Raw genomic sequence first — 16452 nt, 5'->3', positions numbered from 1 at the left:
GGGCACAGCCATGCAAGCATCCAAAAGCACATCGCCCTTTCTCGTCCCGGGGCTGTCCCTGGCGGCCATCGTGGGCATGGCGGCCCTGCTCATCGCGCCCGCCATGCGCGAAACGGCCCGCGTGCGCGAAGAAACGGCGCAGGTTCGCGCCATGTTGCAGATGCAGCAGGCCTTCGCCCCGGTCATCGCCGAAATGAAGGCCGACGCGGCCCGCTTCGACGCGCCCCTGTCGCGCCGCACCGCGCTGGCCTCGCCCAACCCGCCCGCGCTGGCCGAGGCCATCGGCACGTTGCAGGAAATGGGCAACCACGCCTCGCTCAAGGGCGTGCGCTTCGTGCCGCTGGCGGAATCGGTGCTGGGCGGCAGCAACCTGGTGCGGCTGGACGGCACGATGGACGGCCCGCTGGAATCGTTCCGCGCCTTCCTCATGCAGGTCACCGCCCAGCCGTGGCTGGACAGGGTGGAATCGATGGAAGTGGCCGCGGGCACCCAGTGGCCCGGCTACAAGGTGTCCATCTGGGTGAAGGTTAACGGCAGCGCAACGCGCATCGGTGGATAACGGCATGACCACCAGGGAAAAGATTTTGCTCGGCATGGCGGGCGTCGCGGCCATCGCGGCGGTGGTCATCCTGTTGATTCCGTCGGGTTCTTCGCGGCCCGTCCCGGCCGCCGGAGCCCCCGGCTCCATGTCGTCCAGCCTTGCTGGCCCGACCGGCGCGACGGGCGCTACGGGCGGCGCGGAAGCCTCCGGCCCCCCGCAGGCCCCGCAGGCCCCGCAGGCCATTGTCGATCAGGCCCGCAAGACCCTGGCCGAGGCGGTGGTGACCCAAAGCCAGCTCTACGTGCTGGACGCGGCCACCCGGCAGGCGGCCCCCAACCCCTTCCACCCCCTGCCGGGCAAGGGCGACGGCATGGGCGGCGCGGGCGGCGGGCAGTATGGAAAAGACGGCAAGAGCGCCGCGCACGACATCGCCTTTACGGGCTACGTGGCCATCGGCAACAGCGTGCTGGCCATACTCGACGGGCTTGAATACCGCGTGGGCGAAACCGTTGCGGACTCCGGATACGTGGTGAAGTCGATAACGCCGGGCAAGGTCGTCCTGGCATCGCCGGGCGATGTGACCGACAGGGAAATTCCCTACTCGGGCGACGACCTGTAACCTGCGAGCAGTACGGGAGAATTCTGATGCGCTCCATGAGAAGACACGTTCCCCTGGCCTTCGTCGTCCTGCTTGCGGCGGCATTCATCGTCGGCACCCTGGGTTGCGCCCAACGCAAGGAAGAGGCCGACCCGTTCTTCGACAAGTGGAAGACCATGGCCACCAACTCCACGGGCTTCTCGCCCTCGCGCGAAACGCGCGACCTCAAGCCCCGCGCCGTGCTGCGGCAGGACAAGGTGGCGGAAGAACAAGACCAGCAGGCCCGCCCGCTGCCCACCGTGCCGGTAACGCTCAAGCTCCACAACGTGGACGTGGGCGTGGCCCTGCGCAGCCTGGCCGCCGCCGCTGGCCGCAACATCATCCTCAGCCCCGGCGTGAAGGGCGCGGTCAACGTCAACGTCAACCGCGTGCCGTGGTCCGACGTGTTCAAGGGCATGCTGGACAGCAACGGGCTGGACTACGCGTGGCAGGGCGAGCTGATCAAGGTCATGACCATGGCCGACAAGAAGGCCGAGCTTGAACGCACCACCCTGGAAAACCAGCGCATCGCCCAAAAGCTGAAGGGCCGCAAGGTTGGCCCGCTCATCACCACCGTGCTCGACGTGCGCTACGCAGAGGCGGCGGAACTGAAAAAGAACCTGGAAGGCTTCCTTTCCAAGGACGACGCGGGCAAGCCCGTGGGCTCGGTGGTGGTGGACACCTTCACCAACTCGCTGATCATCCAGGCCGTGGAAGACGACCAGCGCAAGCTGATGACCCTGGTCGCCAACCTCGACAAGCCCCGCGCGCAAATCCAGTTGCGCGCCCACATCGTGGAAGCCACCAAGGAAACCGCGCGCGACCTGGGCATCCAGTGGGCGGGCCTTGGCCGCAGCGGCAACGCGGGCAACGGCGACAGGTTCTACTTCACCCCCGGCGGCACCAGCGGCTCCACCAGCACCAACCCGCAGACGGGCGGCTACACGCCGTTCTTCGGCAGCCCCGGCATCAGCGGGCAGGGCAACGGCGTCAACTTTCCCATCGACACCACGGGCAAGTCGGGCGCTGCGTCCCTTGGGCTGATGTTCGGCACCATTGGCGGCAACATCCTGGAAATGCAGCTTTCCGCCCTGCAGGAAAACAACAAGGTCAACATCCTCTCGTCGCCCTCCATCTCCACCCTGGATAACCAGATGGCCTTCACCGAAAACGGCGAGAAGGTGCCCTACGTTTCCACCAACGCCCAGGGCGACCGCGAGGTGAAGTTCGAGGATGCGGTGCTGCGCCTGGAAATCACCCCCCACGTCATCGACGACAAGAACCTGAAGCTGAAGGTGCTGGTAAAGAAGGACGAGGTGGACCTTACCCGCACGGTGGAAGGCAACCCCTTCATCATCAAGAAGCAGACCGAAACCACCCTCATCGTGCAGGACGGCGAGACCATCGTCATTTCCGGCCTGACCAAGGACCGCAAGAGCACGGGCCGCAGCGGCGTGCCCGGCCTGCACGACGTGGAAGGCATAGGCTGGCTGTTCGGCAGCGATTCCAAGGGCAGCAAGCTGGAAGAAGTGCTGATCTTCATCACCCCGTCCGTGCTGCCCTACCGCGAACTGGCGGAACAGGGCGGCACCCAGAGCATCACCGTGCAGCCGGGCCAGGTAGGCCAGACCATCCAGTCTGGCCAGCAAGGCCAGCCCCCCGTGGTCAGCCAGCCGGTGCTGCCCCGCCAGTAGCCGCAGGAACGCAAACCATGACGCCACACCATCACCCCGTAGCAAGGTAGGAACGCCGTGCGTCAGCGTGTACGATTGGGCGAACTGCTGGTGCAGGCCGGGCTGCTCACCGACGAGCAGCTCAAGGCCGCCCTGCGCGAACACAAGAAAAGCGGGCTGCGCCTTGGCCAGTACCTGACCAAGACCAACCTGTGCCGCGAAGCCGACGTGGTGGAACTGGTAAGCCGCCAGTTGAAGATAGACCGGTACAGCCCGCAGCAGTACCCGCTCAGCCTGAACATGGCCGAGCGCCTGCCGCTGGACGCCGCGCAGAAGTGCAGCGCCGTGCCCATCCAGCAGCACGGGCACGTGCTGGTGGTGGCCATGGTCGACCCGCTGGACATCGACGCGCTGGACACGCTGGAGTTCATCACCAACAGCGAGGTGGAGCCGCTCATCTGCACCGAGCAGGAGTACAACCAGCTCTTCAGCGCCATCTACGGCATGTTCACCAACCTCGATGGCGTCATCGAAAGCCTGGGCGACCTGCAAACCGCCGCCGCCAGCACCACAGACGCCGCCGAGCGCGACGTGGCCGTGGACGAACTGGCCAACCAGGCCGACCTTGCGCCCGTCATCCGGCTGGTCAACTCCATTCTGGCGCAGGCCGTGCGCGAAGGCGCGAGCGACGTGCACATCAGCCCCGAAAAGGACAGCGTGCAGGTGCGCTTTCGCATAGACGGCAAGCTGCGCGAGGCCCCGGCCCCGCCACGCAGCGTGGCCCCCGCCGTTGTCTCGCGCATCAAGATCCTGGGCAACATGGACATCGCCGTCACCCGCGTGCCGCAGGACGGCCGCTTTACCATGCACCTGGACAACCGCGAGATAAACGTGCGCGTGTCCAGCATACCCACCATCTACGGCGAAAACATGGTGATGCGCCTGCTGGACATGAGCGGGCGCGACTACACGCTGGACATGCTGGGCATGCAGCAGAACGACCACGTGACCATCGAAGGGGCCATCCACAAGCCCTACGGCATGATCCTGTCCACCGGCCCCACGGGCAGCGGCAAGTCCACCAGCCTGTACGCCATCCTGAAAAGCATCAACCGGCCGGACATCAACATCATCACCCTGGAAGACCCGGTGGAATACCGCATCCGGGGCATCCGCCAGGTGCAGCTGAACCGCAAGGCGGGCATGACATTCGCCAGCGGCCTGCGCTCCATCCTGCGGCAGGACCCGGACGTGGTGATGGTGGGCGAAATACGCGACGCGGAAACCGCCGCCATTGCCGTGCAGGCCGCCCTTACCGGCCACCTTGTGCTGTCCACCCTGCACACCAACGACGCGGCGGGCGCGGTGACGCGCCTTATCGACATGGGCATAGAGCCGTTTCTGGTGTCTTCGGTGCTGCTGGTCTCGTTCGCGCAGCGGCTGGTGCGCCGGGTGTGCACCAACTGCGGGGAACCCTACGAGCCGCTGCCTGCGGCCCTTGCCGCCTTCGGCCTTGCGCCGGACACGCCGGGGGCCACCTACCTGAAGGGGCGCGGCTGCCACCACTGCGCGCATACCGGCTACCGGGGGCGCACCGGGGTGTTCGAGATACTGCCCATGACCCAGACCATCCAGGATCTGGTGATCAAGCGCAGCTCCACGCAGATCATCGCGGAAACGGCCATCGAGGCCGGGCTGATGCGCACCCTTAAGCAGGACGCGGCGCAGAAGATTCTGCGGGGCACCACGACGGTCGAGGAAGCGGCGACGTCCGTCATGCTATAGTTTCAACGTGTCCTTTTCTCCGTTGGCGTCGTCAACCTTCGTCCGCCGCTTCGGTCGAATACCACAAAAGTATACTCCCTCACGGCGGACTCGGTTTCCTCGCCAACGAAGAAAAATCCTACGTTGAAAGCTGACAGCCTCGCAACGGCGTGAAAAAACCAGAGCGCTGAACAAACAAAAAGCCATCGGCCAACGTACAGGCACATTTTCTCAGCTAACCGGCAACATCAGCAACAGGCACGACATGCCCACCTACGTCTACACCGCGCTGAACGAAAACGGCGTGAACATGCAAGGCGCCATCGACGCGGACACCGCAGACGCCGCCCGCGCCCTGCTGCTGTCACGCGGCTACGTGCCCATGAAGGTCAAGGCGCAGGGGGCCAGCTTCGAGTTCGGCGCGCTGGGCGACATCCTGAACCCGGTAAAGCCCAAGGAACTCATCCTGTTCACCAAGCAGTTCCGCACCCTGTTCCAGGCGGGCATACCCATCACCCAACTGTTGCAGGTGCTGCAGAACCAGACGGAAAGCAAAAAGCTCAAGCGCGTGGCGGCAGACATGGCCCAGTCCATCGTGGGCGGCAGCACCCTGTACGACGCCTTCAAGGCGCACCCGCGCGTGTTCAGCGAACTGTACTGCTCCATGATGCGCGCGGGCGAAGCCAGCGGCGCGCTGGGCGACGTGATGGAACGGCTGGTCTACCTGCTGGAGCACGAGCACAAGATACGCTCCGACATCAAGTCGGCCATGCGCTACCCCAAGATGGTGCTGGGGGCATTGACCATTGCGTTTTTCGTGCTGCTGAACATGGTCATTCCCAAGTTCATCACCATATTCTCCAAAGCGCGCATTGAGCTTCCTTGGCCCACCAAGGTTGCGTTGGGATTACACCATGCTCTGACTACATATTGGCCAATTGCGCTCGGCCTGTTGGTGTGCGGAATTGTGTCCTACAAATGGTGGGTGCGCACTGAACCAGGCCGCTACTGGCGCGACCACACCCTTCTGCTCATCCCCATTACAGGGCCTGTGCTGCAAAAGTCTGTCATGGCCCGTTTCGCATCCATTTTTTCGATCATGCAGTCTAGCGGTGTATCCGTGCTCGATGCGCTGGACGTGCTGACCAACACCATCGGCAACGCGGCCATCGCCCGCGAATTTCGCAGGATACAGGACAAGCTGCGCGAAGGCCGGGGCATTGCAGACCCGTTGAAATCGGCCAAATTCTTCACCCCGCTGGTCATCAACATGGTGGCCATTGGCGAGGAATCGGGCAGCCTCGATTCCATGCTGAAAGACGTGGCCGCCCACTACGATGAGGAAGTGGAATACGCCGTGGCGGGCATGGCCGAGGCCATCGGGCCCGTGCTCATCGTGGCGCTTGCGGCGGTGGTGGGCTTTTTCGCCCTCGCCATCTTCATGCCCATGTGGGACCTGACAAAAATGGTCCAGCGGTAAATCGGCCCAACACTCCGGACTATCAAGCATGCTGATGGTACTCGGAGGAAAGATATGGGAGCATATGCGGATAGACCGCGAATGACGTCAACAGGCTATATTAAATGTATATCAGGAGGAATTATGAAAAAGGATCGCACCAACAGGCAAGGGCAGAAGGGTTTCACCCTCATTGAAATCATCGCGGTGCTCGTCATCATGGGCATTCTGGCAGCGGTTGTTGCGCCACGCTACTTTGAGCTCACCAACAACGCCAACCAGGCTGCGGTTCGCGCGGCTGGCGCTGAAGTCCAAGCACGCATCAACCAGTTGTTCGCCCAACAGTTGCAAGTTTCCAACGGCGTTTGCACGACTGCCCTTGCTCAAGTTGGCTCAACCAACTTGACGGACGCAGACGGCAACGTGGGTGGCTGGACGGTTGCGGGCACTGGCTGGGCTGACCCGCTGGCTGCTACCAACGGTGTGGTTGCGGTTACTCTCACCAACGCCGCAGACACCACTATCACCGGTGCCTACAACCTGCGTCCGCCTCTCTGCGACTAACACCACGTCGGCGGCGGCGCACCCGCGCCGCCGCCCTTTCCCCATCTACGCACAGGTGTCCGCCATGAACGAAGCCTTCAGCCGCATCATCTCCCAGGCCGTGGCCCACGGCTGGTCCGACGTGCACATCACCGGCGGCCATCCGGTGGCGTACCGCAAGGACGGCGACATCGGCATGCTGCGCGACACCGTGCTGTCGCCCGTGGAAGTGGACGGGCTGGCCCGCGACCTGCTGAACCCGCACCGGGCGGACATACTGCGCCGCCGCTGGTCGGTGGACTTCGCGCATTCCGTGGCGGGCATCCGGGTGCGGGTGAACATCTTCAACACCACGCGGGGCCTCAGCCTGGCCGTGCGGCTGCTGGCCGGGCGCATACCCACCCTGGCCCACCTGAACCTGCACCCCTCGCTGGAAGAATTCACCCGCCTGCGGGCCGGGCTGATACTGGTGTGCGGGGCCACGGGCAGCGGCAAGACCACCACCATCGCCGCCATGCTGGACGAGATAAACCGCAACCGCCCGGCGCACATCATCACCCTTGAAGACCCCATCGAATACCGCTTCGCCTCCAAGAAGGCACTCGTGGAGCAGCGGGAACTGGGGGCGCATTTTCCCAGCTTCGAGCGCGGCCTTCTGGACGTGCTGCGCGAAGACCCGGACGTGATCCTGGTGGGCGAACTGCGCGAGGCGGAAACCATCCGCCTTGCCCTTTCCGCCGCGGAATCGGGCCACCTGGTCATCGCTTCCCTGCACTCGGCCACGCCGGAAGAAGCCCTGTACCGGCTGTGCAACGCCTTTCCGCTGGAGGCGCAAGACCTGGTGCGGCACCAGTTGTCGTCCACGTTGCACGCCATCGTGGTGCAGCAGTTGCGCATGCACCCCGTGGCCCGGTTCCGCGTGCCGGTGCTGTCGCTGCTCATCGGCACCCACCCGGTGCGCATGCTGGTGCGCGAGGGCAAGTTCGCCCAGTTGCACAGCATCATGGAAATGGGGCGCGGCGAGGGCATGTACACCATGGATGCCTACTACGACGACTTCCTGAACCGGCCGCAGCGCTTTTCCGCCCCGTCCAACGTGTTTCGCCCCGCGCCGGAAGAAGACCAGCAGCCGGACTACGATTCTCCGCTCATGGACCGGGGCCTGGGCACCACCCACTACACCCCGGAATCGGCCCGGCACCTGGCCCGGCCGGATGGACCGGCCCTGCACGCGGCCATGCACGCAACCGTGGACACGGCCCAGCCGGGGGCGACCCGTGCCGACATGGCCCAGCCCGAAGAACACGGCGAACCGGTGTACACCCTGACCGACGAGGGCAGGCTGGAGGATGTGTTGCGGGAGTTTACCGGCCGATAGCAGCAGGGGCGGCAGGGGGGAACGCCGCCACGCAGCAGCAGGAAATTTTCACGCCTTACGGGCGGGCCAGCGCCCGCCGCAACGGCCGGGCCCCGCGCCCGGCGGGCACGCACATGACGATGCACACTCCGCATACCGCTTCCATGCCCCCCGCCGGGCAGCGCGGCTTCACCATCCTCGAAGTGGTGGCCGTGCTGGTGATCATGGCGGTCATCACCGCCGTGGCCGCCGGGCGCATCTTCGAGCAGACCCCGGCGGAACTGGCGGGCATCTCCGCCAGCGTGCGCAGCCACCTGCGCTACGCCCGCACCCGGTCCATGAACAGCGACGAGGTGTTCGGGGTGCAGATCATCTCCGCCACCACCTACGCCGTATTCCGCAACGGCAATACCGGCACCCGCGTGGTGCTGCCCGGCCAACCGGCCACCGGCATCATCACCGTGGAGAACCAGGCCGCGTTCACCACCGGGGCTGCCATCATCAGCTTCGACGCATGGGGCAGGCCCTGCTCCAACGCGGCGGGCACCACCCTGCGCACGGCCAACACCACCGTCACCGTCAGCTACCTTGGCCAGACGGAGAACATCGTCGTGGTCCGCAACACGGGGTATCTGCAATGAACCGGCACCATCCCCGCATGACCGCAGCCGCGCCCGTCCGCACCGATCTCATCGGCCTCAACGACCGCAACGACTTCAAGGACAGGCGCGCGGGCTTCACGCTCATCGAAATCATCGCCACCATTATCATGCTCGCGCTCATGGCTTCCATGATGTGGTCAGTGTCCGGCACGGCCTTGCGCGGCAGTGCCGATAGCCTTGTCCGAGCCACGGCGCAAGCCCGATTGACGGACGCCATCGAATCCATGACCGCCGACTACCGCGAACTGTACGCCACCGTCGCCGACCCCATCGCCACCATCATGACGCGCATCGGCACGGCGGGCTCCGCCCAGAACAACACCTATGGCGCATACACCGTGGTGGTGAACCGGCGCATCCGCTTCACCGGCGCAGCGCCCGCTTTCAGCGAACAGGCCGACAGCAACGGCGACATCCTGCGCGTGACCATCAGCGTGGACGGTTCCACCGCCACCACCCTGTTTTCGCGTTAGGGGGACATGCCATGAACGCCAAGGGCTTCACCCTCATCGAAACCGTCGTGGTCCTGATGCTTACGGGCCTGCTGGCCGCCGTGGCCGGGGTGGGCATTGTCACCGGGGCGCGCAGCTTCGTGCAGGCGCGCGAGGCCAGCGAACTGGCGCAGGAAGCGCAACTGGCCATGGACCGCCTGACCCGCGAGATTGTGGAACTGGTGGACGTTCCGGCCAACAGCACCTCCACCCTGCTGGTCATCCGCAACGTGGGCGCGCAAGGCACGGCGCAGTTCAACCGGTCCATCCAGTACGTGGCCAACGCGCAGGCCATCCGCGTTGCCGACGGCACCGGCGGCGCTGCCAACGGCGATACGCTTATCGACAACGTGACGGCCTTCGGGCTGACCTACTGGCAGGAAGACACATCAAGCACCACCTGGGCATCCACCACCGACGCCCGCCTGCTTTCGGCCATCGACGTCACCTTCACCCTCACCGCGCCGGGCGGCACCACCCGCACCTTCACCAACCGCATCGTGCCCCGCAACAACGAAAACCGGGGCGGGGCCAGCCCCAATGCCGCGCCCCCTTCGCTGGCGCGCTACGACGTGTGCTTCGTGGCCACGGCGGCGGCGGGCGACGGCGGGCACCCCGTGGTGGTGCAGTTGCGCCAGTTCCGCGACAGGCTGCTGCTGCCGTGGGCAGGCGGGCGGGCGCTGGTGCGGGCCTACTACGCCGTGGGGCCGGACATGGCCCGCGTGGTGGCCGCGCACGAACCTTTGCGCGTGGCCACCCTTGCCGCGCTGACGCCCGTGGCCGCGCTGGCGGGCATGGCCGTGCACGCCCCCGGCTGGCTGGCGGCCACGGTGGCGCTGTCGGTGCTGCTGGTGGCCGTGACGGGGCGCGCCCTGCGCCGGGGCCGCACCGCCGCGCGCGCGAGGACCGGGCAAGAGGCGGGCGGCATCGCCCCCGGTGCGCAGCGGCAGCACGGGGCCGTGCTGCTGAGCGTCATCGTGACCATCATGGCCTTTTCGGTGCTGGCCGCCACCCTGGTGCCCATGATGACCGGATCGCTGATGGGCGAAATTTCGGCCGTGCAGGGCGACCAGGCCTACTACCTTGCGGAATCTGGCTTTGGCGCGGCGGGCAGCATGTTTCTTGCGGCGGGCGACGAGCAGGCCCGCAAGGACCTGCTGGAAACCATGGACGGCTCCACCTACAACCTGTCGGGCAACGCGGGCTCGTTCACCCTGGGCGTGGAACCCTACTGGTACGAGGTGACCAACAACACCGGCACCACCCTGACCACGCGCGCCTACGGCACGCCGCCCACCCTGCCCGCCAACACCACCGGGCGCATCCGCGTGGGCACCGGGTCCACCTTTTACACCTACAACAACATTGCTGTTTCGGGCGACACGGTAACCTTCACCCTTACCAGCACGCCCTCGCCGCTTATCTCATCGGGCACGGACGTCTTTTTCAGCGGGCAGCCCAGCGCCAGCCAGACCGTGACCCAGCGCGGCAACCTTACCCTCAATTCCACCCATGTCTCCGCCTTTCCCAACGTGAACGGCATGTTCACCATCCGCGACGGCACCACCCACACCGGCCGCGTGGCCTACGTGTACCGCCGCAAGACGGGCAACACGCTGGAAGACGTGCGGTTGGTGGAGGGCCAGGGCGTCACGTGGTCCAACCTGGCGCTTACCGCCGCCTCTAACATCACGCTGGAAGCCTACCTGCGCCTGCATTCCACGGGCACCCCGCCCGGCGGCATGGCGCGCGAGGTGATCTACAACGTGCCCATCGGCTGGATTCTGGGCGGCGGCAACTTCAGCAAGGAACAGTATCAGGACACCTTCGCCAACCTGAGCGCGTGGTACACCGGCAGTTCCAGCGAAGGGCATCTGGGCGGGCACCAGGTGGCCACGGCGGACGGCAGTTCGGCGCTGGACATCACCGGCATGGCCACGGCATCCACCAGCGGGGTGGGGGCTTTCTTCAGCTGGCTGACGGGCAGCAACCAGTGGAGCACGCTGTTCTTCAACTGGGGGGCCACCAACGTGAACCTGGCCCGTGGCTGGAGCGACGCGGAAGGCTTTCTGAGCTACGACCTGCAATTCAAGATGTACGACCCGGACCAGGGCAGCGCGCAGGAATTCTTTGGGGGCGTGCTGTTTCGCGCCCGCAACAACGCGGCGGGCGACGACCTGGATTCCTTCGGCATCTCGTTCGTGCGCTACCGCATGACCAGCGTGTTTGGCGGTTCTTGGTACTGGGAAGGCGACGTGCCCACGGCGCTGGCGCCTTACTACAACAGTGCCGCCGACCCCGGCCCGTTGTTCCTTTCGGACAGCAACAGCGAAATACGGTCCGGCTTTCTGGGCCTTATCCGCTACAAGTATTCCGTGCCCGCCATCCTGCTGTGGGAACGGCGCGACGGCAACTTCCGCTGGCTGGCCTACAAGGCGCTGACGGGCAGCACGTCGGGCATCGTGACCTACACCGACAGCAACAAGCGCTACCGGCTCACCAGTTGGCCCACCATGCTGGTGCGGCTGGTGGAGGGGCAGTCTCTGGCCTTCCAGAGCGGGGGCGGCGCGGACGGTTCCGGCGGCACGCTGCGCATCAACTACGACGACGAGATAACCACCGCCACCGGGGCCAAGGCGCGGGTCATCGGGCCGCCCATCGTCACCGGCGGGGCGTGGTCGTCGGGCACCGCAGCCGGCACGCTGGTGCTGACCAACATCGACACCACGCAAGGCAACTTCAGCGCCAACCAGGCAATCCGGGTGGACAACGTGCAGCATGCCGCCACCGGGGCGGGCGGGCTGGGCGCCAAGAGCAACTACATCCGCATCTACTATTCCGACGCGGGCAGTTCGACCACGGGCAACGCCACGCCCTACGACAACACCCGCCGTTCCAACCAGCGCCTGACCACCACCGACGCCAAGCTGAACTGGATACCCGACGACTACGAGCAGTGGACATCCACCACCGACTACTTCACCCTGGTGCAGTGGGACGGCGTGAACACCGTGGGGGCCACCGGCATGAACGAACGGCTGGGCGACAGCACCGACCGGCTGACCATAGTGCGCAGCACCAACCTGCTTTCACCCGCGTACGATGCCGCCAACCCCGTGTTTTCGCCGTCGGAAGGGATATCCATCGTCACCAGCGGCCCCAGCGGCGACAACCTGTATTTCGACGACTTCGGGCTGCAACTGGACCTGCGCGGCGGCAAGGGCTTTCTGCCGCCCATCCAGCAGTAGGCGGCAGGGAAAGGCGCGGACACGCCGAGGACAGGCAAGACAAGGGCAGGGACAGGGCAGGAACAGGGCAGGAAAAAGCGCGCCCCCCGTTGTTCGAGGGGCGCGTGCTTGCTGGATAGTGGAAGACATGGCCGGGCAGCGGCCCAACGCCGGGGTGAACGCGGCGCGAAGGCGACGCGGGGAAAAGGGCCGGGAAGGCGGGCCGCTACTGGCCGCCGCCCTCGCCGGACGCCTCGGCCCCTTCGGGGGACAGCAGCTTGAGGCGGCTTTGCACCTCGTTGATGCGCCCTTCCACCTCGTTCTGGTAGTAGCGCGACCGCTGCTTGGCGTAACCGTCGCCAGAGGATCGGGCGCGGCGGTTGGCAAGGTCGTAGGCGTCCTTTTCCTTTAGCAGTTCCTCAAGGCGGCGTTGCAGGGCCTCGCGCTCTTCGGCCTTGGGGTCCGGCCCGGCCTGAATGGCCGGAAGCAACTGCCCGTCGGCGTCCAGTGCGGGCTGGCCGGGTGCGGCAGGCTGGCCGTCTGGGGCGACGCGCACGGGTTGTCCGTCCGGCCCCAGCACGGGCTGGCCGTCCGGCCCCACCACCACGCCGTCAACGACATGCGTGCCGCCCTCGCCCGGCCCCGGAACGCCCGGCACAGCGGCGACGCCCGCCGGGTTGCCAGGCGAGGGGTCGGACGGGGCATCGACCCGCCCCGCGTTGGGCGTGGCGGAAAGACTTTTCATGTCGGCGGGCGCTGCCGCCGGGGGCGTGTCGGAAATGTGCTTCACGCCCTTCTCGTCGGTCCATATGTACACCTTGCCGCCAAGGGCCGTGCCCGGCGCAAGCAGCAGCCCCGCCACCAGCAATGCCGCAAGCGGCAAACCCGGCTTTTTCGGTGAGAACATCGGCACCTCCCATGCATCGCGTACAAATTTCGTCGCTACCGTGGGCATTCGCCCCGCAATCCGGACCATACACCAGGAACGGCGCATCAGCCACGCCCATTAGATGGCGCGGGCGGGGCCGCGCTGCCGTGCTGGCCGCCGCGTTGCTGGTGGCCATGGCCGCGCCCTTTGGCGCGTGCGGCGCGCTCGTCCGCCCCGCCGCCGCCGCAGAAGTCGTCACCATCTACCGCTACGTGGACGAGGACGGCGTGGTGCACCTGACCGACAAGCCCAAGGGCGATGCGCGCTACCGGGTGTTCGGACGGTTTCGGGTGCAGGAACTGGTGAAGGCGGTGGGGCCGGTGGGCATCAAGGGGCTGGCCGCCCGGCACGGCGCGCGACACGGCGTGGACCCGAAGCTGGTGGAGGCGGTGATAGCCGTGGAATCGAACTACGACCCCACGGCCGTTTCGCCCGCCGGGGCGCAGGGGCTGATGCAGATCATGCCCGGCACCCAGCGCGACCTTGGCGTTTCCGCGCCGTTCGACGCCGACGCCAACGTGGAGGGCGGCGTGCGCTACCTGAAATCGCTCATGGACCGCTTCGGCGAGCTGCCGCTGGCGCTGGCCGCCTACAACGCCGGGCCGGAACGGGTGGCGAAGCACGGCGGCATCCCGCCCATACCGGAAACGCAGCAGTACGTGGCCAAGGTGATGGATACCTATGCGCGGCTTTCGCGGTAGAGGCTGTTTCTAAATTGTCCTTTCGCCCGTTGGCATCGTCAAACTTCACCTGCCATTTCGGTCGAATACAAGAAGAGTATACTCCCTCATGGCGGGCTTGTTTTCCTTGCCAACGAACGAAATGCCTTATTTAGAAACAGCCCCTAGAGGCAGTTACAACTTGTCCTTTCGCCCGTTGTAAAAAGGATGGCTGCTGGCTGGCTACGCGGGCTTGCCGGTGACGAACCCGAACCACCAGCGCACGATGGCCGGGCCGTACAGCATGTACACCACCGCGCCCAGGCTGAGGAACGGGCCGAAGGGAATGGCCACCTCGCGGGCCGACTGCCCCGCTTCGCGGCGGCGCAGAAACCACGCGGCTGCCAGCAGGGCCGAAAGGCCCGCCAGCAGCGTGACCACGGGCAGGGCCTGCCAGCCGCACAGCCCGCCGATGAGCACCATCAGCTTCACGTCGCCAAGGCCCATGCCGTCGATGCCGCGCGCCCGCTTGAAGCCCGCCAGCACCAGCCAGAACGCGCCGCCGCCCGCCGCCGCGCCGATCAGGCTGTCGGCCAGGGGCATGTCCAGCAGCAGCACGGCGGCCACAGGGGCGGCCAGCGCGCCGGACAGGGTGATGACGTCGGGCAGGATGAACGTTTCGAAGTCGATGAACGAGGCCACCAGCAGCGCCCCGCCGAACACCATGTACACGGCGAAGGGCCACGTTGGGCCAAAGCGCAGCGCCAGCAGCAGGGCCAGCAGGCCGGATGCGGCCTCTACGATGGGATAGCGCGGGCTGATGCGCTGGCCGCAGGCATGACAGCGGCCGCGCAGCACAAGATAGCTGAGGATGGGCACCAGATGCCACGGGCGCAGCCGCGCCGCGCAATGCGGACAGTGCGACGGCGGCCACAGCAGCGATTGGCCCTCTATGGCGCGGTGGATGCACACGTTGTAGAAGCTGCCAAGCACAAGGCCCAGCACCAGCGCCAGCCATGGAAAGACGGCGGGATCGGTGAACGGCATGGGTGTCGGTTCCTCCTGCGCCGTTGCGCACCCGCCTTCTAGCAGAAGGGGCCATGTGACGCCATTAGTATACGATGCTTGATTATTCCGCCCATCCGCATAGGATCGGGCCAGCCTGAAAACCGGGCGCGAGAGCGGCGCGCGGGCCTTGCGCGCCCGCAACGGCGGAAACGCTTCGCAACGGCGGCAAGGCACCGAGGCACGCTGGCGCACGACCGACCCGACCGGCACACCGACATGACCGGCATGACCGACATGACCGGCACGACCGCCACAACCGGCCCCGCGCACGCACATCCCCCGCTGCCGCCCGTGCGGCGCAAGGAACCACGCATGGCACGCATCGACCAGTTCTTCCACATCCTGCACGGGCTTGGCGGCTCGGACCTGCACCTTTCCAGCGGCTGCACCCCCATGGTGCGCGTGCACGGCACGCTGCAACGGCTGGACCAGCCCGCGCTGGACGACGCGGACCTCGCCGCCATGCTGGACGAGATCATTCCCCCCGCCCGCCGCGCGGAATTCGCCGAAACAGGCGACCTGGACTTCGGCTACGCCGTGCCCGGCATGGCCCGCTACCGCGCCAACTTCTACCGCCACGAGCGCGGCGTGGGCGCGGCATTCCGCGAGATTCCAAGCAACATCCCCTCGGTGGAGGCGCTGGGCCTGCCCCCGCTGCTGCGCGACCTGGCCATGCTGCCCAAGGGCCTCGTGCTGCTTACCGGGCCCACCGGCAGCGGCAAGTCCACCACGCTGGCGGCCATGATCGACCACGCCAACACCCACCGCCGCGACCACATCATCACCATCGAAGACCCGGTGGAATTCGTGCACGAGCCGCGCGGGTGCCTGATCAACCAGCGCGAGGTGGGACGCCACACCAAGAGCTTTGCCGCAGCCCTGCGCGGTGCCTTGCGCGAAGACCCGGACATCATCCTGGTGGGCGAAATGCGCGACCTCGAAACCATCAGCCTGGCGCTGGAGGCGGCGGAAACCGGGCACCTTGTGCTGTCCACGGTGCACACCATCTCCGCGCCCAAGACCATCGACCGCATCGTCGAGGTGTTTCCGTCGGAAATGCAGGCCCAGATCCGCACCAGCCTTTCGGAAACCCTGCAGGCCGTCATCTCGCAGGTGCTGTTTCCGCGCGCCGACAGGCCGGGCCGGGTGGCCGCGCTGGAAATCATGCTGGGCGTGCCCGCCGTGCGCAACCTGATCCGCGAAAGCAAGACCTACCAGCTGACCAGCGTGCTGCAAACCGGCAAGAACGCGGGCATGCAGACCCTGGACGACGACATCCTGCGGCTGCTGGGCGCGGGGCTGATCCACCCGCGCGACGCCGCCGTGCACGTGGCCGACAAGCCGCGCTTCAAGCCGTATCTGGCCGGGGTCGGCCCCACCGCCATGGGCCGCGCGGCCAGCGCATCGGACGCAACGGACGACGATTTCTGAGCGGCGGCCCCC

The 16452-nt window shown here is 66.4% G+C and carries 14 protein-coding genes; 12 read left to right on the top strand and 2 right to left on the bottom strand.

Annotated features, from left to right (window positions below):
- Positions 1-10 precede the first annotated feature (10 nt).
- From RVX_RS05365 to RVX_RS05320, 10 genes are all read left to right on the top strand, one after another.
- Positions 11-559: a hypothetical protein gene (locus tag RVX_RS05365; RefSeq protein WP_116305034.1), complete on the top strand. Its 549-nt coding sequence runs from the start codon at positions 11-13 to the stop codon at positions 557-559.
- A gap of 4 nt (positions 560-563) precedes the next feature.
- On the top strand, positions 564-1160 hold the full coding sequence (locus RVX_RS05360) for a hypothetical protein (RefSeq protein WP_116305033.1): 597 nt from the start codon (positions 564-566) through the stop codon (positions 1158-1160).
- Positions 1161-1195: 35 nt separating this feature from the next.
- Positions 1196-2872, top strand: a complete 1677-nt coding sequence (pilQ, locus tag RVX_RS05355; RefSeq protein WP_230404408.1) for a type IV pilus secretin PilQ — start codon at positions 1196-1198, stop codon at positions 2870-2872.
- Between the two features lie 57 nt (positions 2873-2929).
- Positions 2930-4636 carry a GspE/PulE family protein gene (locus tag RVX_RS05350; RefSeq protein ID WP_116305031.1) on the top strand — a complete coding sequence of 569 codons (1707 nt, stop codon included), beginning with the start codon at positions 2930-2932 and terminating at the stop codon, positions 4634-4636.
- A gap of 244 nt (positions 4637-4880) precedes the next feature.
- Positions 4881-6095, top strand: a complete 1215-nt coding sequence (locus RVX_RS05345) for a type II secretion system F family protein (protein WP_116305030.1) — start codon at positions 4881-4883, stop codon at positions 6093-6095.
- Between the two features lie 123 nt (positions 6096-6218).
- On the top strand, positions 6219-6638 hold the full coding sequence (locus RVX_RS05340; RefSeq protein ID WP_116305029.1) for a type IV pilin protein: 420 nt from the start codon (positions 6219-6221) through the stop codon (positions 6636-6638).
- A 64-nt stretch (positions 6639-6702) separates the two neighbouring features.
- Entirely contained in the window at positions 6703-7995 is a 1293-nt protein-coding gene (locus RVX_RS05335; RefSeq protein ID WP_116305028.1) for a type IV pilus twitching motility protein PilT, read from the top strand.
- Positions 7996-8108: 113 nt separating this feature from the next.
- Entirely contained in the window at positions 8109-8615 is a 507-nt protein-coding gene (locus RVX_RS05330; RefSeq protein WP_116305027.1) for a pilus assembly FimT family protein, read from the top strand.
- Positions 8616-8632: 17 nt separating this feature from the next.
- Positions 8633-9109 (top strand): PulJ/GspJ family protein, encoded by a 477-nt coding sequence (locus RVX_RS05325; RefSeq protein WP_116306379.1) that lies wholly within the window; start codon positions 8633-8635, stop codon positions 9107-9109.
- 11 nt (positions 9110-9120) lie between these two features.
- Positions 9121-12375: a PulJ/GspJ family protein gene (locus tag RVX_RS05320; protein WP_116305026.1), complete on the top strand. Its 3255-nt coding sequence runs from the start codon at positions 9121-9123 to the stop codon at positions 12373-12375.
- Between the two features lie 205 nt (positions 12376-12580).
- Here the strand turns inward: RVX_RS05320 and RVX_RS05315 are convergent, their stop codons facing one another.
- Positions 12581-13261 carry a DUF4124 domain-containing protein gene (locus RVX_RS05315; protein ID WP_116305025.1) on the bottom strand — a complete coding sequence of 227 codons (681 nt, stop codon included), beginning with the start codon at positions 13259-13261 and terminating at the stop codon, positions 12581-12583.
- A 128-nt stretch (positions 13262-13389) separates the two neighbouring features.
- Here RVX_RS05315 and RVX_RS05310 point away from each other — a divergent pair, with 128 nt between their 5' ends.
- Positions 13390-13983: a lytic transglycosylase domain-containing protein gene (locus RVX_RS05310; protein WP_371682093.1), complete on the top strand. Its 594-nt coding sequence runs from the start codon at positions 13390-13392 to the stop codon at positions 13981-13983.
- Positions 13984-14184: 201 nt separating this feature from the next.
- On the opposite strand, the gene RVX_RS05305 is transcribed toward RVX_RS05310, so the two are convergent.
- A complete protein-coding gene (locus tag RVX_RS05305; RefSeq protein ID WP_116305024.1) occupies positions 14185-14988 on the bottom strand; it encodes a prepilin peptidase in 804 nt (267 codons plus the stop codon).
- Positions 14989-15321: 333 nt separating this feature from the next.
- On the opposite strand from RVX_RS05305, the gene RVX_RS05300 reads away from it, so the two are divergent.
- Positions 15322-16440, top strand: coding sequence for a type IV pilus twitching motility protein PilT (locus tag RVX_RS05300; protein ID WP_116306376.1), 1119 nt, complete (start codon positions 15322-15324; stop codon positions 16438-16440).
- The last annotated feature ends 12 nt before the right edge of the window (positions 16441-16452 follow it).

This window comes from Nitratidesulfovibrio sp. HK-II (genome assembly GCF_003402415.2).
In the GTDB taxonomy this organism is placed as follows: Bacteria; Desulfobacterota; Desulfovibrionia; order Desulfovibrionales; family Desulfovibrionaceae; genus Cupidesulfovibrio.
This window is presented reverse-complemented; position numbering and strand designations above follow the sequence as displayed.